The sequence below is a fragment of the Pseudoalteromonas sp. Xi13 genome (genome assembly GCF_003952205.1).
In the GTDB taxonomy this organism is placed as follows: domain Bacteria; phylum Pseudomonadota; class Gammaproteobacteria; order Enterobacterales; family Alteromonadaceae; genus Pseudoalteromonas; species Pseudoalteromonas atlantica.
Window position 1 is genome coordinate 2422968 of the sequence record NZ_CP034439.1, and the last position, 23059, is coordinate 2446026.

The 23059-nt window shown below is 41.3% G+C and carries 20 protein-coding genes, 10 tRNA genes and 1 pseudogene; 18 read left to right on the forward strand and 13 right to left on the reverse strand.

All coding sequences use genetic code 11. The features are described from left to right. Position 1: 1 nt before the first annotated feature. The 11 genes and pseudogenes from EJ103_RS10890 to hemA all read right to left on the reverse strand — a co-directional run bounded on the left by EJ103_RS10890 (position 2) and on the right by hemA (position 10150). The gene (locus EJ103_RS10890) at positions 2-370 is read right to left on the reverse strand and encodes a DUF423 domain-containing protein (protein ID WP_024034182.1); all 369 of its coding nucleotides are present in this window, start codon (positions 368-370) and stop codon (positions 2-4) included. Beyond that, positions 367-1002: an alpha/beta family hydrolase gene (locus EJ103_RS10895; protein WP_126007642.1), complete on the reverse strand. Its 636-nt coding sequence runs from the start codon at positions 1000-1002 to the stop codon at positions 367-369. Before EJ103_RS10895 ends, EJ103_RS10890 begins: the two co-directional genes overlap by 4 nt. Before the next feature lie 2 nt (positions 1003-1004). After that, positions 1005-1901, reverse strand: a complete 897-nt coding sequence (locus tag EJ103_RS10900) for a transcriptional regulator GcvA (RefSeq protein ID WP_004588843.1) — start codon at positions 1899-1901, stop codon at positions 1005-1007. Between the two features lie 128 nt (positions 1902-2029). After that, a complete protein-coding gene (gene kdsA, locus EJ103_RS10905; protein ID WP_054983446.1) occupies positions 2030-2884 on the reverse strand; it encodes a 3-deoxy-8-phosphooctulonate synthase in 855 nt (284 codons plus the stop codon). A 9-nt stretch (positions 2885-2893) separates the two neighbouring features. Next, complete coding sequence (locus EJ103_RS10910; RefSeq protein WP_126007644.1) at positions 2894-4147, reverse strand: DUF819 family protein; 1254 nt, start codon at positions 4145-4147, stop codon at positions 2894-2896. A gap of 14 nt (positions 4148-4161) precedes the next feature. Continuing rightward, complete coding sequence (locus EJ103_RS10915) at positions 4162-4989, reverse strand: tetratricopeptide repeat protein (protein WP_126007646.1); 828 nt, start codon at positions 4987-4989, stop codon at positions 4162-4164. A gap of 283 nt (positions 4990-5272) precedes the next feature. Then, positions 5273-5647 (reverse strand): SirB2 family protein, encoded by a 375-nt coding sequence (locus tag EJ103_RS10920; protein ID WP_064384853.1) that lies wholly within the window; start codon positions 5645-5647, stop codon positions 5273-5275. A 318-nt stretch (positions 5648-5965) separates the two neighbouring features. Next, a pseudogene (locus EJ103_RS10925) lies at positions 5966-6901 on the reverse strand (DUF3369 domain-containing protein); the annotation flags it as partial. Positions 6902-6958: 57 nt separating this feature from the next. After that, positions 6959-7798 carry a peptide chain release factor N(5)-glutamine methyltransferase gene (gene prmC, locus EJ103_RS10930; RefSeq protein ID WP_126007648.1) on the reverse strand — a complete coding sequence of 280 codons (840 nt, stop codon included), beginning with the start codon at positions 7796-7798 and terminating at the stop codon, positions 6959-6961. A gap of 2 nt (positions 7799-7800) precedes the next feature. Next, complete coding sequence (gene prfA, locus EJ103_RS10935; protein WP_004588836.1) at positions 7801-8886, reverse strand: peptide chain release factor 1; 1086 nt, start codon at positions 8884-8886, stop codon at positions 7801-7803. A 7-nt stretch (positions 8887-8893) separates the two neighbouring features. Then, positions 8894-10150, reverse strand: coding sequence for a glutamyl-tRNA reductase (hemA, locus tag EJ103_RS10940; RefSeq protein WP_004588835.1), 1257 nt, complete (start codon positions 10148-10150; stop codon positions 8894-8896). 83 nt (positions 10151-10233) lie between these two features. On the opposite strand from hemA, the gene lolB reads away from it, so the two are divergent. From lolB to EJ103_RS11020, 16 genes are all read left to right on the forward strand, one after another. Continuing rightward, positions 10234-10821: a lipoprotein insertase outer membrane protein LolB gene (lolB, locus tag EJ103_RS10945; protein WP_126007650.1), complete on the forward strand. Its 588-nt coding sequence runs from the start codon at positions 10234-10236 to the stop codon at positions 10819-10821. A gap of 2 nt (positions 10822-10823) precedes the next feature. Beyond that, on the forward strand, positions 10824-11681 hold the full coding sequence (gene ispE / locus EJ103_RS10950) for a 4-(cytidine 5'-diphospho)-2-C-methyl-D-erythritol kinase (protein ID WP_004588833.1): 858 nt from the start codon (positions 10824-10826) through the stop codon (positions 11679-11681). A gap of 90 nt (positions 11682-11771) precedes the next feature. Beyond that, the gene (locus EJ103_RS10955; protein ID WP_004588832.1) at positions 11772-12719 is read left to right on the forward strand and encodes a ribose-phosphate pyrophosphokinase; all 948 of its coding nucleotides are present in this window, start codon (positions 11772-11774) and stop codon (positions 12717-12719) included. A gap of 151 nt (positions 12720-12870) precedes the next feature. Further along, entirely contained in the window at positions 12871-13485 is a 615-nt protein-coding gene (locus EJ103_RS10960; RefSeq protein WP_004588831.1) for a 50S ribosomal protein L25/general stress protein Ctc, read from the forward strand. Between the two features lie 18 nt (positions 13486-13503). Next, positions 13504-14088: an aminoacyl-tRNA hydrolase gene (pth, locus tag EJ103_RS10965; protein WP_024033868.1), complete on the forward strand. Its 585-nt coding sequence runs from the start codon at positions 13504-13506 to the stop codon at positions 14086-14088. A gap of 33 nt (positions 14089-14121) precedes the next feature. Continuing rightward, positions 14122-15213: a redox-regulated ATPase YchF gene (ychF, locus tag EJ103_RS10970; RefSeq protein WP_004588829.1), complete on the forward strand. Its 1092-nt coding sequence runs from the start codon at positions 14122-14124 to the stop codon at positions 15211-15213. A gap of 743 nt (positions 15214-15956) precedes the next feature. Then, positions 15957-16033: transfer RNA gene (locus EJ103_RS10975), tRNA-Met, on the forward strand. A 67-nt stretch (positions 16034-16100) separates the two neighbouring features. Then, positions 16101-16185: transfer RNA gene (locus EJ103_RS10980), tRNA-Leu, on the forward strand. 37 nt (positions 16186-16222) lie between these two features. Next, positions 16223-16297 (forward strand) — tRNA-Gln (locus tag EJ103_RS10985). 5 nt (positions 16298-16302) lie between these two features. Beyond that, a tRNA-Met gene (locus EJ103_RS10990) sits at positions 16303-16379 on the forward strand. A 93-nt stretch (positions 16380-16472) separates the two neighbouring features. After that, positions 16473-16557 (forward strand) — tRNA-Leu (locus EJ103_RS10995). Positions 16558-16597: 40 nt separating this feature from the next. Beyond that, positions 16598-16672: transfer RNA gene (locus tag EJ103_RS11000), tRNA-Gln, on the forward strand. A gap of 123 nt (positions 16673-16795) precedes the next feature. Then, positions 16796-16880: transfer RNA gene (locus EJ103_RS11005), tRNA-Leu, on the forward strand. A gap of 40 nt (positions 16881-16920) precedes the next feature. Beyond that, positions 16921-16995 (forward strand) — tRNA-Gln (locus EJ103_RS11010). A gap of 123 nt (positions 16996-17118) precedes the next feature. Next, a tRNA-Leu gene (locus tag EJ103_RS11015) sits at positions 17119-17203 on the forward strand. Positions 17204-17242: 39 nt separating this feature from the next. Continuing rightward, positions 17243-17317 (forward strand) — tRNA-Gln (locus EJ103_RS11020). Positions 17318-17321: 4 nt separating this feature from the next. Here the strand turns inward: EJ103_RS11020 and EJ103_RS11025 are convergent. Next, the gene (locus tag EJ103_RS11025; protein ID WP_126007652.1) at positions 17322-18911 is read right to left on the reverse strand and encodes a bifunctional diguanylate cyclase/phosphodiesterase; all 1590 of its coding nucleotides are present in this window, start codon (positions 18909-18911) and stop codon (positions 17322-17324) included. A 155-nt stretch (positions 18912-19066) separates the two neighbouring features. Next, complete coding sequence (locus EJ103_RS11030) at positions 19067-20248, reverse strand: FAD-dependent monooxygenase (protein WP_206435499.1); 1182 nt, start codon at positions 20246-20248, stop codon at positions 19067-19069. Positions 20249-20492: 244 nt separating this feature from the next. Between EJ103_RS11030 and miaB the strand changes: the two genes are divergently transcribed. Further along, complete coding sequence (gene miaB, locus EJ103_RS11035) at positions 20493-21941, forward strand: tRNA (N6-isopentenyl adenosine(37)-C2)-methylthiotransferase MiaB (protein WP_029774570.1); 1449 nt, start codon at positions 20493-20495, stop codon at positions 21939-21941. Positions 21942-21998: 57 nt separating this feature from the next. After that, positions 21999-23057 carry a PhoH family protein gene (locus EJ103_RS11040; RefSeq protein WP_004589461.1) on the forward strand — a complete coding sequence of 353 codons (1059 nt, stop codon included), beginning with the start codon at positions 21999-22001 and terminating at the stop codon, positions 23055-23057. The last annotated feature ends 2 nt before the right edge of the window (positions 23058-23059 follow it).

Here is a 23059-nt window from a genome sequence, read left to right on the forward strand (position 1 = left end):
TTTAAAACTTAAATCGTGCAACTTGCACTAAAATAACAACCCAACCAATTATAAAACATAACCCACCTAATGGGGTTATTGGGCCTAACCACTTCATGCCGCTTAGGGCTAATAAATATAAACTGCCACTAAAAAGCAGTGTACCGGCAATAAAAAAACCTCCCGCCACGGTTAAATTAATACCCCACTTAATAAGAATCGCCACGGCTATAAGCGCTAAACCATGCACCATTTGATACTCAGCTGCGGTTTTAAATACCCCGAGTGAATACTCAGTTAAACGGCTTTTTAAGCCATGCGCGGCAAATGCCCCTAACATAACCGACAGCATGCAAAAAAAGCTGCCTGTGAGTAAAAATAATTTAATCATAATTGCTCCACTCTATTGGCTATAAATTTCCCTGCTTCAAGCGCTGCAGTTTCACGATTTTGCAGCTCGCTCACACCACTTTTTTTGCGTGGTTTGAGTGAATGGTCGCCATCGCTAAGCCACACATAACTTGGCTGTTTTGGCATAGAAAGTGTTTTAAGCTCTTCACGGGTGCCAAAGGTATCTCGCTCGCCTTGTAAGACTAAAAACGGGCAAGGTATGTCTGCAAAATGATCGGTGCGTAGCTTTTCTGGCTTACCGGGCGGATGAAACGGATAGCCAAACGCTAATACACCTGCAATCGGTTGTGTAGAGCTACAAGCAAGCATAGACGCCATACGCCCGCCCATCGACTTGCCGCCAATAAATAACGGTAAATTAGGTTGCGCATTTGTTAGTACTTGCTCGTAATAAGCTAACAGTTTAGGGGCTCGCTCTGGCGGTCTACGTTTTTGTGTTTGTTTAGCAATTTGCATGTATTCAAAATCAAATAAACCTACATCAATACCCTGCGCACTAATGAGTTTAGCCATATGCTGCATAAAATCAGAATCTGATCCAGCTCCGGCACCATGCGCAAATATAAACTGTGCAATAGCCGGCTGCGTTGCGCTTTTAAACCATTCAATCATTATTAATACTCTTGTTCTTGTTCAACTAAGCTCAGCATCCAATCTTTAAACGAGACTATTTTACCCAGCTCTGTTTGCGACTCTCTAATCACTAAGTAATACGCGTTTTTACTCTCTAAGCTGTGGCTAAATGGGATCACTAAACGTCCCGCGTCAATATCGGGTTTGGCAAGCACACTATTGCCTATTGCTACACCTTGACCGTGCACCGCGGCTTGGAGCACCATTGATGAGTGGCTAAATATAGGGCCTTGATTCACTTGTACATTACGTACACCCGCCGTTTTCATCCAGGTTTTCCAGTTACGGCGCGTGGTATCGTGTAACAAGGTGTGCTGGGCTAAGTCACTCGGTTGATTAAGCGGTTTATGCCCGCTTAATAACAGTGGGCTACATAAAGGCACTAAATACTCGGTGTGCAATTTGTAAGTTTGAACCCCACTCCAGTGGCCTCGGCCGTAGTAAATAGCAATATCTACATCATCGGTTAACGAGTTTTCGTCTTGGTCTTGCGCTTTTATACGCACATCTATTTCGGGGTGGAGTTCGTTAAATAAACTTAATCGAGGTACCAACCACTGAATTGCAAAACTCGGGGTTAAACTTACGGTAAGCGAGCCTTTTGCACCGCGAGCAAGTAGCTTTTCGGTGGCATCTATCAGCTGGGTAAAAATTTCTTTAATATCTAAAAAGTAGCCTTGGCCTTCTTCGGTTAATAATAACGAGCGATTTTTACGTAAAAACAATTTTAAGCCTAAATGCTCTTCAAGGGTTTTAATTTGATGGCTCACTGCCGCTTGCGTTACATACAGCTCTTCTGCTGCTTTAGTAAAGCTTAAATGGCGTGCCGCGGCTTCAAAAGCTTTAAGTGCGTTTAATGGGGGGACTCGTCTTGACATAGTAACCAAGCTTAGAATTAGTTTTTCTTATGCGTAAGATTATATACAGCATCGTTGTGTGTGTATATTAATGGAATAAAAAAAGCGACCTAAGTCGCTTTTTAACTATTACCTAAATAGGTGTTAAATTATAAATCGCTTGCGCTTGTATCAAGTGGTGCAAAGCTTTTAATTAAATCATCTACCGCTTTCATTTGCGATAAGTACCCTTCAAGCTTGCTAAGTGCCAATGCACATGGACCATCACACTTTGCTTCATTAGGGTTAGGGTGCGCTTCAATAAATAAGCCCGCAATGCCCAGTGCCATGCCGCTGCGAGCAAGCTCGGCAGCTTGTGCACGGCGTCCATCAGCAGAGTCAGCTCGCCCACCTGGGCGCTGTAGTGCATGGGTGGCATCAAAAATAACCGGTGCCATGGCTTTCATGTCATCCATACCTAGCATATCAACAACTAAGTTGTTGTAGCCAAAGCTTGAGCCGCGCTCACACAGTGCCACATTATCATTACCTGCTTCATTAAATTTAGTAATGATATGGCGCATTTCGTGCGGCGCTAAAAACTGTGGTTTTTTCACATTAATAATGGCACCCGTTTTAGCCATAGCTACCACTAAATCGGTTTGGCGTGCTAAAAATGCAGGTAACTGAATTACATCAACCACTTCAGCAACAGGCGCTGCTTGGTGTGGTTCGTGCACGTCGGTTATAAGCGGAATATTAAAGGTGTTTTTAATCTCTTCAAATATTTTTAAGCCTTCTTCCATACCTGGGCCGCGGTAAGAATTTATTGATGAGCGATTCGCTTTATCAAACGAGGCTTTAAATACATAAGGAATATTTAATTTAGACGTTACTTCTACATAGTGCTCTGCAATACGCATTGCTAAATCGCGCGACTCTAAAACATTCATACCACCGAATAATACAAATGGTTTGTCGTTTGCCAGCTCAATGTTATTAATATTAATTACTTGGTTGTTCATTTAAATTCCTTAAGGTGCAACTGCTTGCATCATTAATCCACAAATGTAGGCCATATATGTACCTACACCATACCCTAGTACAGCTAATAAAACGCCCACTGGCGCAAGCGAAGGGTGAAACGCAGAAGCCACCACAGGCGCCGACGCAGCGCCGCCAACGTTAGCTTGCGAGCCCACCGCCATATAAAATAACGGGGCTTTTATTACTTTGGCTACAATCAGCATTAAACTTGCGTGTGTTAGCATCCAAATAGCCCCAATTAAAAATAACCCAGGGTTACTAAATATAGCGGTTACGTTCATATGTAAGCCAATTGATGCCACTAAAATATATAAAAAGCTTGAAGCAACTTTTGATGCGCCAAACGCTTCTATTTGCCTTACTTTAGTAAATGATAAACTAATACCAATAGTGGTTGAAATAACAATTAGCCAAAAGAATTTACTGTTTAAGCTGTACTCTTTAGCCCACGCATAATTGTTTGCAAAAAACGGCCCTAAAAAGTCGGCACAAAAATGAGCTAGCCCCGTTATACCAAATGCTATGGCAATAATGGTCATGTAGTCATTGAGTGTCGGCATGCGGGCATGCTCTGCATGGTATTGCTCAACACGGTTTTTTAAATCTTCTATGGCGGTTGTATCAGCCCCTGTTGCGGCATCAATTTTTTTATGGTTTGCGGCCATTAGTAATAAAACAGCCATCCAAATATTCGCCACAATCACATCAACGGTCACCATAACCGAGAATATATCGCCGCCCACTTCAAACATTTCTTTCATTGAAGCTTGGTTAGCGCCGCCGCCAATCCAGCTGCCGGCAACCGTTGTCATACCACGCCAAACAGCATCTGGGCCGTGGCCGCCTACTAAATCAGGGCTAAATACACTAACCACTAAAATAGATAAAGGCCCACCAATCACAATACCCAGCGTGCCCACTAAAAACATAATTAGCGCTTTGGGGCCTAAATTAATAATCGCTTTTAAATCAATACTAATGGTAAGTAAGATTAAACATGCTGGCAGCAAATAGCGCGAAGCAACATAGTAAACATTTGAACTATGCCCATCTACAATGCCAAACGTATTGAGTAAAGAAGGTAAAAAGTAACACAGCAATAATGCTGGTACATATTTATAAAATGCTTTTAGTTTGGGGTTTTCGCTGCTAGAGGTTTTAAAAATGAACCCTAAAATTATAGCAAGCAAACCCAGTACAACAGCATCGTTAGTAATTAATGCAGTGTGAGTATCAGCCATATTTGTTCCTATTCTTAATGGTGTGTTTTATTATTATCTTCAAGTTCTTCTAGTTGATGCTGAATAATTTCAATTGCCGGATCGTCCGGGCACTCATCAATAAAAAACTGTAAATCATCGCGTGCCATTTTAGGACAATCTAACTGATTGAGTAAGTAACCTCTGTCGCGTCTCTCGTACGGGTCATCGCCTAATAGCTCCATTAGCAACTCAACACATACCAGCGCGTGGCCAAATTTATTTTCGCTAATAAACGACCATTTTTGCTGCGCTAAAAACAATTTATAAACTTCATCGTTATAAATAAGTTCAAGTGGCTCTTGCTCTTGGCCATTTTCTTCATCCGCATTTTCAGGAATGATGTACCAGCTTTGTTGCCCACTGCTAGGCTCAATAATGTAGCCTTCTTCATCACTTATCGCGACATGCACGCTTATATCACCCTGGTTAATACACACACTGGCATCTAATTGCGCTTGCTCAAGCAAATGGCTCAATAAAATACCTAATGTGGTTATAGAGCCGCTGCGCATAGTGAGTGTATAGCTTAAGCTATTTATTTTATGCTCTGGCACCTTTAGCCCAGAGGCGCTAAATAGCCATTTGCTATAAAAAATATCAAGAAGGACTTCTAATCTATCGTGTGGGTCTTTTTGCTTTGCGCACATAGCAGTGATCTGCTGCTCAAAGTCAGTTAATACAGAAAAAGTTGGCGCTAAATCTATTTGAGGGTCCCATTTCGACTCTGCATTAATACACCGATAAAGTGGCGGTGGAGTAAATTCATCATATGCATCATCTAAATAAGATTCGTCGTGTTCGTCATACCCGAGGGTGGTCATCAATACTACAACATTTATTAAAAAACGAAGGCGTAGTTTACCTAATTTTGCGGATAGTTACCAATACAGCGAAGCTCCCACCCGTAATTATACCCCAAAGGTGTGCTTTATAGTAAAAGGAGTAGGCCAGCCTGGCTGAAAAATGGTGAAGGCTATGAGACGGGCAAAGGTGTATTAACTGTTACTCAAGTTCCTTGGGGGTTTAAGTCCCATACTTATAAGTATCGTGCGTGTTTAAAAAGCATATACACGCACCGACACTTAACTTGCAACAGAGTAGGTATTATAAAAGTAGCGGCGATTTTGCCGTTGCCAAATACCCTATCGCTAAAATCACAACCGTGTTAACTACCACATACATAATTTTTGGCAGCGTATTAGTTTGTTTAGCACTAATAATACCTATCGCAATATAAATCACTACAAGCACTATTTTTTCTAATAACCATAGTTGCTCAAAGGGGTTTATTTTTGCCATGAACACCAATGTTATTGCAGAAATAAGTAATAAAGTGTCAATGCTGTGACTGCCAATAAAAACCAGTTTATTTTTGGCAAGCTTGCCACTGCCCATACGCGAAAAAGAGCGGATGTAAAATAAGATAACGCTTAGCATAGCAATTGCCATGTGTGAGTGTTTTACTGCTAAATAATCCATAAGCCTCAGTACTTTTTGTTTTGTTAAATTTAGTTAAGTGCGTTTAATACCATTCCGCTTAATTAAGTGATCTATTTTGAGGATGGAAAAACGTGTTGATAGCTAGGCAAAAAATTTGCTATTTAGTTGTTCTAAATAAGAATTTTTTAACGCTGATAGCAACATGTTTAGCCCCTCAACATGATTAAGTATTATCGCGGCTTGTATAATACCAAGCCCTACGCACTGCTTTGGCTATTATGCCTCACAAACTAAAAAGCACATAGTCGCAAGGCTATGTGCTTTTTAAATTTATAGTAACGATTAACGTTGTTGTCGTTGCACGTTCTCAAATGCTAGTTGTACATTTTGCGAAAAAATCTCAATTAAATTACGTTGCGTATCGGTTATATTTTTAGGGATCCCCGATATAAATAACATCGAATTGTGATTGTATTCGCTACTACAATAAGCAAATAAGTAGTTATCTTTATAAATTATGCTTTTATCTTTAAGTGCTTGATGACACGCCTCTAGTTGCTCGTTTTGCAGCACCGCATCTAACTCTTTACCCTCGCTTTGCTCAAACTCACCGGTACCAGAGCGTACTATTAGCTTATCGTTACTATTTTCTTGCGTATTTTGCGCCACTAACGTAGTGGCATACACCGCTTGATCAGCAATGCCTAATAACGAGGTAAGTTGCTGCATCACCCCTTCAATAAACTGCTCTATTGAACGTGTGGCAAATATATCGCGCGAGGCAACAATAATTTTTTCAAGCCCTTCGCGAGATTGCTCTATAGAAATAATATCGCGATACGAGCGTAAGCTCGACATAATCACAGTAAAGAGCTTTTGCGCTGTCAGCTCTGTTTTCGATTTATAGTCGTTAATATCGTAATTAATAATAACTTGGCGTTCAGGCGCCTGCCCAGGCTGACCGGTTCTTAAAATAATGCGAATATGATTATTATTAGCTTCTTCGCGAATAAATTTAGCAACCTGTAACCCAGCGTCATCTGTTTCCATTACCACATCTAGCAGTACAATAGCGGCATCTGGGTGCGCATTTATTAATTCTTTTGCTTCAGCGCCCGAGTATGCGCTTAAAAATTCTAAACGTTTATTCTGAAATTCAAAATCACTCAACGCAAGCTTTGTAACAGCATGAACTTCAGGTTCGTCATCAACGATTAATACTTTCCAAGTGCCAAGCTCTACTTCACTTTCTAACTCATCTGGCTCATCTGAAAATAAAAAATCACCCATCATATTAAAGGTTCCTTAATGCATTTATAGAACACACAATCATGGCTGTTTATTATCAAATTAAGGCCACTGTGCGAGCGTTACACGATCGTTATTTCCCAAGTCTTTTACTGTTTTAATATTTATATACGCCATTTGCTTAAACAAATGCCGAACAGCTTCACCCTGTTCAAAACCATGTTCTATTAAAAGATAGCCACTAGGGAGCAAATAGTCACGTGATTGTGTAATTATTTGTTTTATATCAGCCATTCCTGCCTCATCGGCCACTAACGCAGAAAGAGGTTCAAAGCGCACATCCCCTTCTTTTAAATGTTTATCGTCGTGTTCAATGTACGGGGGGTTGGTCACAATTAAATTAAACTGCTCATTTTTCAGCGCGCTAAACCAGTTACTTTGCTTAACTTGCACATTATTAATGGCTAAACGCTGCTGATTCCGAGTCGCTAAGGCCACCGCATCTGCTACTTTGTCGACTGCTGTAATTTGCCATGTTGGCATTTCACTACCAAGTGCAAGTGCAATAGCGCCGGTGCCAGTGCCTAAATCAAGCACTTTTGCTTGCTCAGGCACGGTAAGTGCTAAAGCTTGCTCAACGAGTGTTTCGGTATCAGGCCTAGGAATAAGCGTCGTGGCATTCACCTCGAGCGCTAAGCTCCAAAATTCGCGCTGGCCAATAATATGCGCTACGGGTTCACCATTTAAACGCCGTTCACAAAATTCATCATATTGGCGCTGCTCCTCGCTGCTAAGTAGGTTATCTGGCCAGGTAAATAAGTAACTGCGGGGTTTTTGAAGAATATGTAATAGCAGTACTTGTGCGTCTAATTTAGCGCTGTCGCTAGTTGGTGCAAGTTTAGTTGCACCAACCGCTATTGCCTGCTCAAGCGTGTGGTTCACAATTACTCATCGCCCATTGCAGCAAGTAAATCAGCCTGATGCTCTTGCATTAATGGATCGATAATTGCGCCTAAATCACCAGTTACCACTTCGTTTAAGCGATAAAGCGTTAAATTAATACGGTGATCGGTAATACGCCCTTGCGGGTAGTTGTATGTACGAATACGCTCAGAGCGATCGCCACTGCCCACTAAGTTACGGCGCTCAGAGGCCTCAGCCGCATGACGTTTTTCATCTTCGGCTTGCTGTAAACGCGCGGCAAGTACCGACATCGCTTTAGCACGGTTTTTATGTTGCGAACGCTCATCCTGACACTCAACCACAACACCCGTTGGAATATGAGTAATACGAATTGCCGAGTCGGTTTTATTTACGTGCTGACCACCGGCGCCCGAGGCTCTAAAGGTATCTACTTTTATATCGGCGGTGTTTATTTCAATGGCTTCAGCTTCTGGAATTTCGGCCATTACTGCGACCGTACACGCAGAGGTATGTACACGCCCTTGCGACTCAGTCTCTGGTACACGTTGTACACGGTGAGCGCCCGATTCAAACTTAAGCTTACCGTACACACCTTCACCGCTAATGTTTGCGATAACTTCTTTGTAGCCGCCGTGTTCACCTTCGTTGGTGCTCACCACTTCAACTTTCCATTTTTGTGTTTCGGCGTAACGGCTGTACATTCTAAATAAATCGCCTGCAAAAATAGCCGCTTCGTCACCACCGGTACCCGCACGTACTTCTAAAAATACATTGTTGTTATCTTTAGGATCTTTAGGAAGCATAAGCACTTGTAGCTCATCTTCTAATGATAAAATTTGCGCTTTAGCTTCTTTATATTCTTCTTGCGCCATTTCACGCATATCTGGGTCTGAATCTTTTAACATTTCTTCAGCAGTCGCTACATCGTCTTGCGCTTGTTGGTATGCTAAAAATGTTTTTACAATTTCTTCAAGCTCAGAGTATTCTTTTGAAAGAGCACGAAAGCGGTTTTGATCACTAATGACCGACGGATCGCTCAGTAGCGCTTGTACTTCTTCGTAGCGCTCTACTAAGGTTTCTAATTTACGATATACAGACTCTTTCATTTAACTGTTATTCCTGATCAATACCTAACATTTTTTTCAACTGAGTTAGTTGTGCCACTTCACCTTTTTTAGCCGCATCTTGAATTGCACGGGTAGGCGCGTGCATTAAGCGGTTGGTTAATTTATTGGCCAACTCTAATATAATTTTTTCTGCGTCTTTACCTGTATTTAGCTGACTAACCGCCCGCTCAACAAGTTCTGACTTAATGGTTTGCACGTCGTTTCGGTAGTGGCGAATTAAATCAACCGAATCGAGAGAGCGAACCCACATTTCAAATTCTTTTACGCGCTCGCTTATTATTAATTGTGCTTGTTCTGCCGCCTGTTCACGCGCGGCCATATTCTCGCTTACAATGGCTTGTAAGTCATCAACGGAATATAAATAGGCTGCGTCAAGCTCGCCTACTTGGCTTTCTATATCACGTGGTACGGCAATATCAATAAACAGCATAGGTTTATGGCGGCGCTGTTTTAATGCTTGCTCCACCACCCCTTTACCTATTATTGGTAACGTACTGGCGGTTGAGCTAATAACAATATCGGCTTTGTGTAAACGCTCAGGTAGTTGTGCCAGCGCAATCACATCGGCCGACACTTCCTGCGCTAAACCGCGTGCACGCTCAATGGTTCTATTGGCAACCGTAATTTGTTGCGGCTCATTTTGATATAAATGTTTAGCTACAAGCTCTATTGTTTCGCCGGCACCAATTAATAACACATTGGTTTTATCAAGCTTGCCATAAATATGTTTTGCTAAATTAACCGCAGCAAACGCCACCGACACAGCACTGGCACCAATATCGGTGTCGGTACGGACCTGCTTAGCTACCGAAAAGGTTTTTTGAAACAACCTGTCAAACTTAACGCCTACGGCATCGTGTGTTTTGGCGCTATGATAAGCTTGCTTAATTTGCCCTAAAATTTGCGGCTCGCCCAATACCAACGAATCTAAGCCGCACGCAACACGCATTAAATGATTAATGGCTGCATCACCTTGGTGGCAATATATATTTTTGCTCAGTTCGTGTTCATCCAAACCATGGAAACTGGCAAGCCAGGCTAGCAGTGCTTGGGAATTTGACTGCTCAAGGCTACAATAGATTTCGGTACGGTTACAGGTAGATACAATAACGGCTTCGTTAAAGTCGGCATGACCGCTTAATTGCTGGAGCGCCTCAGACATTTGCTCAGGCGAAAAAGCCACTTTTTCACGTAATTCTACGGATGCGGTTTTGTGATTTATACCAAGTGCTATGATGGTCATATTTGCCAAATATTGCTGCGCCCTACTTTAAAGGCGGCAATTTTACCAAAAATCAGCAGAATATGGAAAGTAAGGAACAACATTTGATTAGACATTATTTAATTTTATTCACTCTTTTTTTGTTTTTAGCGGGCTGCGCCCACCAAATTGATACAAAAACAACGCTTTACGATGATTGGAAACCACGCTTAGCAGCGCAAAAAACCTGGCAAGCACAAGGTAAATTAGCGTTTATAAGCCCTGATGAGCGCCAATCTGCAAACTTAAATTGGCAACAAGACGAAAAACAAAACAACTTAGTGCTCACTACGTTTATTGGTACTCGTATATTGTCGCTTAAACAAACCCGCACAGGTGCGGTACTTGATTACGACGATAAAACATACACAGATACTAACGCCGCGTTATTATTAAAACGCTTAACCGGTTTTGACCTTCCAGTTGATAACGCTGATAACTGGTTAAAAGGCACGTTAATGTCGCAAACATTAAAAGTAGACGAACTTGGCCGTGCACAACAAGTTATTTGGTACGATAACAGCAATAAAAAGTGGCAAATAACGTATTCAAACTATAAACAGCAAGGTGGCTTTTGGGTTCCTGGCAATGTCACGCTAAAACATCAGCAAATTAAAATCAAAATTCAACTCTACAATTGGCAATTTAATTAAGTATGAATACTAAAACAGCTTTTTCGGTCATTGCACCGGCAAAACTTAACTTATTTTTACACATCAATGCGCGCCGTGATGACGGTTATCACGAACTAGAAACCTTATTTACCTTTTTAAATTTTGGCGACACACTCGACTTTTCAGTTAACGAAGCCCCTACTATTTTAATAACAGGTGATACGAAAGGCATAGCAGATTGCGATAATCTCATCTATAAAGCCGCGTTATTGCTTAAAAATCACTGTGGCATTTCATCAGGTGTAAAAATAAATCTCACTAAACGTTTACCTATGGGTGGCGGTGTGGGAGGCGGTTCATCCGATGCAGCCACCACGTTACTTGCACTTAATAAAATGTGGAATACACAACTAAATATTGATGAATTAGCAAACTTAGGCCTGCAATTAGGCGCCGACGTGCCGGTATTTATTCGTGGTAAAAGCGCCATAGCACACGGTATTGGCGAACAATTGGTTGACGTAGAGCTTGAACAAAAATGGTATTGCGTTGTGCACCCTAATCAGCATGTCAGTACCGCTAAAATATTCACTCACCCAGATTTAAAACGCGATACACCAAAAATTTCAGGTGATTGGCGAACCCATAAATTAACCAACGATTGTGAGCCTTTAGTTAAAAAGCTCTGCCCCGAGGTTGAAAAAACCCTGCAGTGGTTGCTAAAATACGCCCCGTCGAAGATGACCGGAACAGGTTCATGTTGTTTTGTCGAATTTGCTAGCCAAGTTCAAGCACAAGATGTACTTGATAACCTCCCCCATACTTGGCAGGGTTTTGTTGCTTCTAGCGCAAATGTCTCACCTGCTCATACGGAGCTTGCCGCCATATTCGATCAATGAAGTAACGTACAAGTAATCATAAGTTAACGCGTAGTGGGTTTTACCTATTTACCCGTTAGTCCAAAAATTCAGTGCCTGAGGAACCCTACCGTGCCTGACATGAAGCTCTTCGCTGGTAACGCAACACCTGAGTTAGCTCAAAAAGTTGCAAAACGTTTGTATATTGAATTAGGCGATGCTGTTGTTGGCCGTTTTAGCGACGGTGAGATCAGTGTTCAAATAAATGAAAATGTTCGTGGCTCGGATGTTTTTATCTTGCAATCAACCTGTGCCCCTACTAACGATAACCTAATGGAACTTATCGTTATGGTTGATGCTCTACGTCGTGCATCAGCAGGTCGTATTACTGCCGTCATTCCTTATTTTGGTTATGCACGTCAAGACCGTCGAGTACGTTCTGCGCGCGTTCCAATTACCGCTAAAGTTGTTGCCGATTTCTTATCAAGTGTAGGTGTTGACCGCGTTCTTACGGTTGATTTACACGCTGAGCAAATACAAGGTTTCTTTGACGTACCAGTAGATAACGTATTTGGTAGCCCTGTATTACTTGAAGATATGGAAGAGCGTGAGTTTGAAGACGTTGTTGTAGTATCACCAGATATTGGTGGTGTAGTACGTGCCCGTGCTATTGCAAAACTACTTCACGACACAGACCTTGCTATTATTGATAAACGTCGCCCTCAAGCAAACGTTTCTCAAGTAATGCATATTATTGGTGATGTTGAAGGCCGCGACTGTATTATCGTAGATGATATGATTGATACCGGTGGTACTTTATGTAAAGCCGCAGAAGCACTTAAAGAACACGGTGCTAAACGCGTATTTGCCTATGCAACGCACCCTATTTTATCTGGCAAAGCTGCAGAGAACATTCGTAACTCAGTAATTGATGAAGTAATTGTAACTGACTCAATTCCGTTATCTGATGAATTAAAAGCGCTTGATAAAGTAAAAGTACTGACTCTTGCTGACATGTTAGCCGAAACAATTCGTCGCATCAGCAATGAAGAATCTATTTCAGCGATGTTTGAACACTAAAATCACACATTCGTTGGAACATATAAGCGCCTTTTGGCGCTTTTTTTGTATGTGTTGTTTATTTTATCGGGGGGCGGTGTTATGATAGCGCGCCTTTTGGGTAGGGACCTTGGTCGCAAAGGCCCTAACACTTTTAATTATTGGAGACATTATGTCTAACGAAACTTATACTTACAACGCTGAACTTCGCGTAGAAACTGGTACTGGTGCGAGCCGCCGCCTACGTCGCGAAGACAAAGTACCTGCTATCCTTTACGGTGCAGATAAAGAAGCGGTATCGCTTACTCTTGCTCATAAAGACATGATCAAAGCACAAGAAAGCGAAGGTTTTTACACGCACATTCTTACGCTAAATGTTGGCGGCGAGTCTGTTGAAGCTATCTTAAAAGATATTCAACGTCACCCATTCAAGCCAAAAATCACTCACCTTGATTTCCAACGTGTAGATGCAACTCACAAATTAGTAACTAAAGTTCCTCTTCACTTCATCGGTGAAGAAGCAGTTACTAAAGCTGGCGCAACTGTTGTTCACCAGTTAACTGAAGTTGAGATTTCTTGTCTTCCTAAAGCACTTCCAGAATTCGTTGAAGTTAACGTTTCTAATTTAGTAGTTGGTGATTCAGTTCACATTTCTGACCTTGAACTTCCTTCAGGTGTTCAGTCTGTTGAACTAGGTAAAGGCGAAGGCCACGACCTGTCAGTAGTTACAATCAAAGCTAACAAAGCAGCTCCTACTGAAGAAGAAGCTTCAGACGCTGCTGAATAATATTTAAGGTCTTGCACCTTGAATTCTATTCAAATGCTTGTGGGCCTGGCTAATCCAGGCCCCGAATACGCAAACACACGCCACAATGCAGGTGCTTGGTTCATTGAAGAACTCGCAGCACGCTACAACTGCACGCTCAAACACGATCCTAAATATCACGGCCTAACAGGCAAAGTGATCATCCAAGGCCAAGAATTCAAATTATTGATCCCCACCACCTACATGAACTTAAGTGGTAAAGCGGTCGGTAGTTTAGCCAATTTTTTCAAAATCCCCGTGGAAAACATACTTGTTGCCCATGACGAAATGGATTTAGACCCAGGCGTTGCCAAACTTAAAAAAGGTGGCGGTCATGGCGGTCATAATGGCTTAAAAGACATTATTGCAAAAATGGCAAACCAAAAAGATTTTATGCGTTTACGCATAGGTATCGGTCATCCAGGGCATCGTGAAATGGTTACCGGTTGGGTGCTTGGAAAAGCAGCCAAAGAAGACCAAGAAAAAATGGATGCAGCGGTTGATGAAGCAGTTCGTTGTATGGAAATACTTGCAAAAGATGGTGTGTTAAAAGCACAAAACAGACTACATTCTTTTAAACCATAATCGTTTAAACGAATCTTAACAAGGTATCTTACTATGGGTTTTAAATGTGGCATCGTTGGCTTGCCTAATGTTGGTAAATCAACGCTTTTTAATGCACTAACTAAAGCGGGTATTGAAGCCGCTAACTTTCCTTTTTGTACCATCGAACCTAACACAGGTGTAGTACCGGTACCCGATCCTCGCTTAGACGAGCTAGCAAAAATTGTAAATCCTCAACGTATTCTACCTACTAGTATGGAATTTGTTGATATTGCTGGTTTAGTAAAAGGCGCATCAAAAGGTGAAGGTTTAGGAAACCAATTTTTAGCAAACATTCGTGAAACGGATGCAATTGGCCATGTAGTTCGCTGTTTTGAAGACGAAAACGTAATTCACGTTGCAGGTACTATTGACCCTGCTGACGATATTGACGTTATCAATACCGAATTAGTACTTGCCGATATGGACAGCGCTGATAAAGCAATTTTCCGTAACGCTAAAAAAGCGAAAGGCGGCGATAAAGACGCTAAAGAGCAAAATGCAGTACTTGAAAAAGTTAAAGTACACTTAGACGAAGGGTTAACACTTCGCTCTTTAGAGCTTACTAAAGAAGAAAAAGCAGCAATTAGCTCAATTAACTTCTTAACTATTAAGCCTACTATGTACATTGCTAACGTAGCTGAAGATGGCTTTGAAAATAACCCACACCTTGACCGTGTACGTGCTATTGCAGAGTCTGAAGATGCTGTAGTAATTCCGGTGTGTGCTGCAATCGAATCTGAGCTTTCTGAACTAGATGAAGAAGACAAGCTTGAATTTATGGCAGACCTAGGTTTAGAAGAACCAGGCCTAAACCGTGTTATTCGCGGTGGTTACGAGCTATTACATTTACAAACCTACTTCACTGCAGGTGTAAAAGAAGTACGCGCGTGGACTATTCCAGTAGGTGCAACTGCGCCGCAAGCGGCTGGTAAAATTCACACCGACTTTGAACGTGGCTTTATTCGCGCACAAACCATTGCTTATGACGACTACATTGCCTTTAATGGCGAAGGTGGCGCTAAAGAAGCCGGTAAAATGCGTCAAGAAGGTAAAGAGTACATTGTTAAAGATGGCGATGTAATGAACTTCTTGTTCAACGTATAATTACGCCTAAACAATCTGTTTATAAAAGCCCGCTTAATGCGGGTTTTTTTATGCCTTTACCCAAATAATTTTTATCCAAAAGACAAATGGCCTTAATCATTTTTGGCTTTTTATAGTAATTAGCATAATTAAGCGATCTATTTTGAAGATAGAAAAACCTGTTGATAGCTAGGAAAATTCGCTATTTAGTTGTTCTAAAATAATTTATTAACACAGATAGCGACACGTTTAGTCCCTAAAAATGATATAAGTCTTATTACGGATTGGTATTATACTAACGAGCTAAGTTAAATACTTTATTTAACGTAAGAAATACGCATCAGTAGTAAGCAAATTGCCCTACCAACTCCCCCCGCGCGGTGATTAATATGTATTTTTAACGCAACTAGTGCAAGTTATGCCTACTTAAAATGACTGAATAGCCTGGTTGTTAAGTATCATAACTTCATTCAATAGCTAAAATACCCAATAAACTCGGCTTTAATACAACTTGATCGCAAAGCGACTGCTGAAATACTCAGCAGTTTTTATATTAACGGTTTTAAGTTGTTATTACTTAGTGTACTTTGACAGTTGATTTACAGTTAAAAAAACAGCAAATTTATTAAAATTTAGCCTCTTAGCTTAATTTTCCTGCAAACAAACCCTGTTAAGTGTTTTTTTGCAAAAAAGGTGTTGACGGATTTGGGTCATATCAGCATAATACGCCCCGCACTCAGCGATGAAGTGATAACAAAAGAGATGGCTAAGTAGCTCAGCTGGTTAGAGCACATCACTCATAATGATGGGGTCACAGGTTCAAATCCCGTCTTAGCCACCATTTTTCTTTTGTTGCTCAATGAAGAGTTTAAAATAACTACCTTCCTTTGATTATTCAAAGTGAAAATGCGGGAGTGGCGGAATTGGTAGACGCGCTGGATTTAGGTTCCAGTATCTTAGGATGTGAGAGTTCAAGTCTCTCCTTCCGCACCATGTTCTGATATGAACTAAACTATCAATTGTTTTCTGTTGGGATATCGCCAAGCGGTAAGGCACCAGGTTTTGATCCTGGCATTCCCAGGTTCAAATCCTGGTATCCCAGCCAACAATGGCTAAGTAGCTCAGCTGGTTAGAGCACATCACTCATAATGATGGGGTCACAGGTTCAAATCCCGTCTTAGCCACCATTTCTTTTTTAGAAGTGGCTCTGCAAGAGTTAAATTGCAGCTCAATGAAGAGTTTAAAATAACTACCTTTCTTTGATTATTCAAAGTAAAAATGCGGGAGTGGCGGAATTGGTAGACGCGCTGGATTTAGGTTCCAGTATCTTAGGATGTGAGAGTTCAAGTCTCTCCTTCCGCACCATGTTCTCGATAAGAACTAAAATAATCAGCTAATTCTTTGTTGGGATATCGCCAAGCGGTAAGGCACCAGGTTTTGATCCTGGCATTCCCAGGTTCAAATCCTGGTATCCCAGCCAATTTCTTCTACCAAAGAAATTGCTATAAAGAATGACAATATGCGGGAGTATCGGAATTGTCAGTAGTCTTGAATTAGACGCTGGATTTAGGTTCCAATACATTAACACCTGTGTATGTTAAATGCGGGAGTGGCGGAATTGGTAGACGCGCTGGATTTAGGTTCCAGTAACTTAGGTTGTGAGAGTTCAAGTCTCTCCTTCCGCACCATGTTCTCGATAAGAACTAAAATAATCAGCTAATTCTTTGTTGGGATATCGCCAAGCGGTAAGGCACCAGGTTTTGATCCTGGCATTCCCAGGTTCAAATCCTGGTATCCCAGCCAATTTCTTCTACCAAAGAAATTGCTATAAAGAATGACCATATGCGGGAGTATCGGAATTAGCATTTGTCTTGAATTAGACGCTGGATTTAGGTTCCTATACATTAACACCTGTGTATGTAAAATGCGGGAGTGGCGGAATTGGTAGACGCGCTGGATTTAGGTTCCAGTATCTTAGGATGTGAGAGTTCAAGTCTCTCCTTCCGCACCATGTTCTTATCTAGAACTAAAACTATTCCAAATTTAGCGTTGGGATATCGCCAAGCGGTAAGGCACCAGGTTTTGATCCTGGCATTCCCAGGTTCAAATCCTGGTATCCCAGCCAATTTCTATATTATCCTGTACTCTTCCTCATTAGCATATTTGTGTATAAACTCATTAATGTTTACTGGCTTGCTAAAATAATACCCTTGCAAATAATCACAATCCATTAGCGTTAACGTTTGTTTAAGATCGTTATCTTCTATTCCCTCTGCCACCACTTTACAATTAAGTCGCGTCGCTAAAAACAATGTCGATTCAACAATCGCGTAATCTGCTATTTGAGTCAGCATGTCTTTTATAAATGACTGATCTATTTTTATTTGGCTTATAGGTAATTCTCGCAGTAATACCAAAGAAGAAAAACCCGTACCAAAATCATCTACACTAAATTCAAACCCTCTGCTATTTAGTTTTTGCATCATTGTGCGGGCGGCTTCTAGGTTTGTCATCATGGCGCATTCGGTTATTTCAAAAATAATTGCGTCGCTTAACGTTGGGTCATGCTTTACTAGTTCTTCAACAAACTCATAAAACTCCGGGCTTTCTAAATCTTTAGTAGAAAGGTTTACATGCAACGAACCTATAAACCCAGCTGCTTTTAACACCTTTAAATGCTTTATTGTTTCTAGTAGCACCCATTTAGAAATATTTAATATCAACCCACTTTGCTCAGCAATGCCAATAAATACCTCGGGGCTAATAAAAGAGCCATCACTTTGCGGCCAGCGTATTAATGCCTCTGCACCATGTACTTCATCGGCTCTGGCATCAAAAATAGGCTGTAAATAAAGCTCAAATTCGTGGTTTTTAATGGCGTGCTTAATACGTGAGGTCATATTTGAAAGCTCATTTGCTCGGGTGCTCAGCGCCTCAAAGTAATGTACATACAGTTGCTGTGTGTCTTTAGCCTCATGTAGTGCTAAGTCTGCTTGCTTTAATAGCTCGTTAGCGTGCGACGAGTGATTCGCAAAGGTTGTTATTCCCACAGTCACGTGTACACGTAAGCTATGTTCGTAAATATGAAATGGGTGTTTGGTTGATTTTTTTATTGCTTCAATACATAAATTAATTGCCTCATTGGCTGAGCTATCAACAATAAGTGCAAATTCATCGCCGCCTAAACGGTACAGCTTGGCTATTCCCACAATATTATGGTTGAGTGTTTTTGAAAAAATGCTTAACAGCATATCCCCTACTTTATTGCCGTATGAGTCATTAATCGATTTAAAGCGGTTTAAATCTATAAGCATTAAATAAAACGAAGGCTCGTACTTAACTTGTTTGTTAAGCACCTGAAAAAACTTTTTTCGATTAGGGAGGCCAGTTAAGCTGTCGTTTTCGGCAAGGGTTCGTTGACGTTTTGCATAGCTGTCTATTTTTAAAATACTTTTATAACTGAGCTGAATAACTAAATAAACAAAAGCGCCCCCGCCAAATAAAATTAGCGATACGCTCATAGCAATAAATCCGGCTATATCGTTATTTACAAAATAATAAAGTACATACCAATAACCCACTATAAAGCTAAAAATAAGCGCCAGTAGCAAAATCCACGAAACACGGTTAGTTTTTTTACAAATTTTTATTGTTGGCACAATGCTCAGCGTTAATAGCAAAGCGCCGACAATGAGTATAAAAATAAAAAAATTATCCACAAACACACAACTTTTAATTGGTTAGTAGTTTGAGTATGGCAAAAAAACGCAATAACGGAATAAATTAATAGTGACAACTATGCAGGTGCCAAGTGGCATAAGAAAGGGAGTGATTGGCCGTGCATTTATTAATTTAGCCAATCACTTAAGCGGATTTAATTAAGCTCCCCACTAATGGCGTATTTTAATACCCAGTTTTTTAACGGACCGGTATTGTTAGCCATTTTTAAAAACTGGCTGCGTGCCCATTTTAGTGGCGTAATTTGATTAGAAAAACCAAAGTAACACGCATCCATCATGCTCATCATTAATAGGTTGGCTTTACGGCGGCTTCGCTCGTATTCTTTTAGTTTTAGCGGACAACCAATATCATCAGCGTCTTCAAGCGCCTGTGCGAGTGCCACCACATCTTGAAAGCCTAAATTAACGCCTTGCCCGGCCAGTGGGTTAATTGTGTGAGCCGCATCGCCCACTAACACCAAACGCCCATTAGAGTAATTATTTGCATGCTGACGGGTAAGCGGAAATACCGCATGGCTTTGCACCTCAAAACCCCCTGCAAGAAGCGGAAACTTATTTAAAACATGCGCTTTTATTTGATCAGCCGTTAACCCTTTAAAGTTTTGTAAGGTATTGGCGCTGTCGTACCAAATTAAATTAGCGTATGGCGCCTGCATAGGTAAAAAGGCTAACGGGCCTGTAGGGGTAAATTGTTGCCATGTTTTTACTTGCTGCGGCGCATCTAGCTTTATTAGTACGCCCATGCAGTGCTGCTGATACTGCCACCCTGTTACACCAATATTTGCCTTGGCACGTAGCTGCGATTGCCCGCCATCGGCTGCAATAACTAAATCAGCAGTGTAACGGGTATCGCCATAAATGAGGGTGATTGACGTTATGTCTTGCTCAATAGCGCTTAAAGGTGCTGACTGTTCAATAACCTCAATATTATAATGTGCAAACTGCTGCCAAAGGCTTGCTTGTATTAAATTGTTTTCAATTAAATGACCTAAGTGCGAAGTATTAATATCGGCGCAATCAAATAATAGGTTGTCGCCACCGCGCTCAAATGCTTCTAACTGCGTGTAAGGTGCTAATCGATTTTGCCTTAAAATAGGCATAGCCCCTAGCTCGTCCAGCAGGTTTTCTGAAAAACGGTTAATAGCCGATACCCGTATATCTACCTGATCACTTGCTAAAATGGCGTCGGCGTTAATCAGTTTTTTTTCTATTATTTGTACTGATTTTCCTTGCTGTGCAAGCTTTATGGCCATGGCCGCACCGACCATCCCAGCGCCTACAACAATCACTTTGTTTTGAGTCATGTTTTTCATCATTTGGTTAATACGTAAAACTGTTTTGATTGTACCGTAACTCGCCGCATTAGTGCGAGAGTATATAACTATCACGCTATTAAACTGCCTGTGTATTGATTTGAGATCACAAACATGAAAACTATACTTGGATCTGGGCGGGTATCCAGCTAAAATACGCGTCCTTTAAGTGAGCAACCTTGCTCCTTAATCCCGTTTTAAGCACATTTTTGTGCCACTACCGAATTGAACACGAGGCTATATTTCAATGAGCAAAAAGCTGCATATCAAAACTTGGGGTTGTCAGATGAACGAGTACGACTCTCAGAAGATGGCTGATCTTTTAGATGCAACCAACGGCTACCAGCTAACGGAAGAAGCAGCAGACGCCGACGTTATTTTACTTAACACCTGTTCAATTCGTGAAAAAGCGCAAGAAAAAGTATTTCACCAATTAGGTCGCTGGAAGTTATTAAAAGACGACAAGCCAGATTTAATTATTGGTGTAGGTGGTTGTGTTGCCTCTCAAGAAGGTGACTCTATTCGCCAGCGCGCACCGTTTGTTGATGTTATTTTTGGCCCACAAACATTGCACCGTTTACCAGAAATGATTAAACAAGTGCAAGGCGACAAAGGCTCATCGGTGGTTGATATTTCGTTCCCAGAAATTGAAAAGTTTGACCGTTTACCAGAGCCAAAAGCAGAAGGCCCGTCTGCATTTGTATCAATAATGGAAGGTTGTTCTAAGTACTGTACTTTTTGTGTTGTACCTTATACCCGTGGTGAAGAAGTTAGCCGCCCATTAGATGACGTATTATTAGAAGTTGCACAACTTGCCGAGCAAGGCGTACGTGAAGTAAACCTGCTTGGTCAAAATGTAAATGCATACCGCGGTGAAACACACGATGGCGAAATTTGTTACTTCTCAGATTTAATCCGTTATGTAGCAGCGATTGATGGCATTGACCGTATTCGTTACACCACCTCGCACCCAGTAGAGTTTACGCCAGATATTATTGATGCGTACGCTGATGTACCAGAACTTGTTGATCACTTACACCTACCTGTGCAAAGTGGTTCAGACCGTATTCTTAATTTAATGAAACGCGGCCATACAGCGCTTGAGTACAAATCAACAATACGTAAGCTGCGTAAAATTCGCCCTAACTTAAGCATGTCGTCAGACTTCATTATTGGTTTCCCAGGTGAAAGCAAAACAGACTTTGAAGCCACAATGAACCTAATTAACGACATTGGCTTTGATATGAGCTTTAGCTTTATTTACAGTGCGCGTCCAGGTACGCCTGCCGCCGACTTACCTGATGACGTATCAGAGCAAGAGAAAAAAGAGCGCTTATACTTACTACAAAACCGTATTACACAAATGGCACAACAAATTAGCCGCCAAATGTTTGATACAGAGCAACGTATTTTAGTTGAGGGGCCTTCGAAAAAGAACCCAATGGAATTACGTGGCCGCACCGAAAACAACCGTGTAGTTAACTTTGTTGGTCCACACACAGTGATCGGCCAGTTTGTTGATGTACGTATTACCGAAGCGTTACCAAACTCTTTACGTGGCGATTTAATTCGTACAGAATCAGAAATGAACTTACGTCGTGATATTGCTCCTTCAGCTATTTTAACAAAAGCTGCAAGCGTTGAGCCAAAAATCGATACAACCAACGAAATTGGCGTAGCTACTTTCGTACCGTAGTTGTATAAATTCATTGCGCCAGTAACCCTTACTGGCGCACCCGAATAGGAAGTAATTTTGAGTAATCAGTTAAAAACATTAGAGATTTATTTAGAACCTGCCGACAACAAACGCCTTTCTTCTTTATGTGGCCCGTTTGACGAAAACATCAAACAAATTGAACGCCGCCTAGGTGTTGAAATAATCCACCGCGACAACTTTTTTAAAGTAACAGGTAAACTGCACTCAAGTGCCGCGGCCGTAGACATTTTAAAAAACCTTTATGTTGATACTCAACCTGTTCGTGGCGAAATTGGTGAAATAGAGCCCGACAACGTACATTTAGCCATTACCGAATCAAAAGCCCTAGAACAAGAAGTGCCGCAAAGTGCGTACGGCAAAGAAATGTTTATTAAAACCCGCCGTGGCGTAATTAAACCGCGTAACGATAACCAAGGTTTGTATGTTGCTAATATTTTGCATCACGACATTACCTTTGGGATTGGCCCTGCCGGTACAGGTAAAACCTACCTAGCAGTTGCAGCCGCAGTAGATGCCCTAGAGCGCCAAGAAATTCGTCGTATATTACTTACCCGCCCAGCGGTAGAAGCCGGCGAAAAACTGGGTTTTTTACCAGGCGATTTAAGCCAAAAGGTAGACCCATACCTGCGCCCTCTTTACGACGCGCTATTTGAAATGCTTGGCTTTGAAAAAGTAGAAAAGCTTATTGAAAAACACATTATTGAAATTGCCCCACTTGCTTACATGCGTGGCCGTACACTAAATGATGCGTTTATTATTTTAGATGAAAGCCAAAATACCACCGCCGAGCAAATGAAAATGTTTTTAACCCGTATAGGCTTTAACTCTAAAGCAGTAATAACGGGCGATATAACACAAGTTGATTTACCACGCGGTGCGCGCTCAGGCCTTCGTCATGCAATAGAAGTACTTAGCGATGTTGAAGAAATTAGCTTTAACTTTTTCCAATCGCACGACATTGTTCGCCACCCTGTTGTTGGCCGTATTGTCGAAGCCTACGAGCGCAATGACGAAAGCGAGCGACTAAAACGTATAGAAAAACAAAAAGCCAAAGAGCAACTTGCCGCTCAACAGCCGCCTTCTACTAAAGAGTAATA

Bases quoted from the DNA above. Each gene is read 5' to 3' on its own strand.
- EJ103_RS10890 (WP_024034182.1), bottom strand. From the start codon at position 370: ATGATTAAATTATTTTTACTCACAGGCAGCTTTTTTTGCATGCTGTCG.
- EJ103_RS10895 (WP_126007642.1), bottom strand. From the start codon at position 1,002: ATGATTGAATGGTTTAAAAGCGCAACGCAGCCGGCTATTGCACAGTTT.
- EJ103_RS10900 (WP_004588843.1), bottom strand. From the start codon at position 1,901: ATGTCAAGACGAGTCCCCCCATTAAACGCACTTAAAGCTTTTGAAGCC.
- kdsA (WP_054983446.1), bottom strand. From the start codon at position 2,884: ATGAACAACCAAGTAATTAATATTAATAACATTGAGCTGGCAAACGAC.
- EJ103_RS10910 (WP_126007644.1), bottom strand. From the start codon at position 4,147: ATGGCTGATACTCACACTGCATTAATTACTAACGATGCTGTTGTACTG.
- EJ103_RS10915 (WP_126007646.1), bottom strand. From the start codon at position 4,989: ATGACCACCCTCGGGTATGACGAACACGACGAATCTTATTTAGATGAT.
- EJ103_RS10920 (WP_064384853.1), bottom strand. From the start codon at position 5,647: ATGGATTATTTAGCAGTAAAACACTCACACATGGCAATTGCTATGCTA.
- prfA (WP_004588836.1), bottom strand. From the start codon at position 8,886: ATGAAAGAGTCTGTATATCGTAAATTAGAAACCTTAGTAGAGCGCTAC.
- hemA (WP_004588835.1), bottom strand. From the start codon at position 10,150: ATGACCATCATAGCACTTGGTATAAATCACAAAACCGCATCCGTAGAA.
- ispE (WP_004588833.1), top strand. From the start codon at position 10,824: ATGAATACTAAAACAGCTTTTTCGGTCATTGCACCGGCAAAACTTAAC.
- EJ103_RS10960 (WP_004588831.1), top strand. From the start codon at position 12,871: ATGTCTAACGAAACTTATACTTACAACGCTGAACTTCGCGTAGAAACT.
- ychF (WP_004588829.1), top strand. From the start codon at position 14,122: ATGGGTTTTAAATGTGGCATCGTTGGCTTGCCTAATGTTGGTAAATCA.
- EJ103_RS11030 (WP_206435499.1), bottom strand. From the start codon at position 20,248: ATGATGAAAAACATGACTCAAAACAAAGTGATTGTTGTAGGCGCTGGG.
- miaB (WP_029774570.1), top strand. From the start codon at position 20,493: ATGAGCAAAAAGCTGCATATCAAAACTTGGGGTTGTCAGATGAACGAG.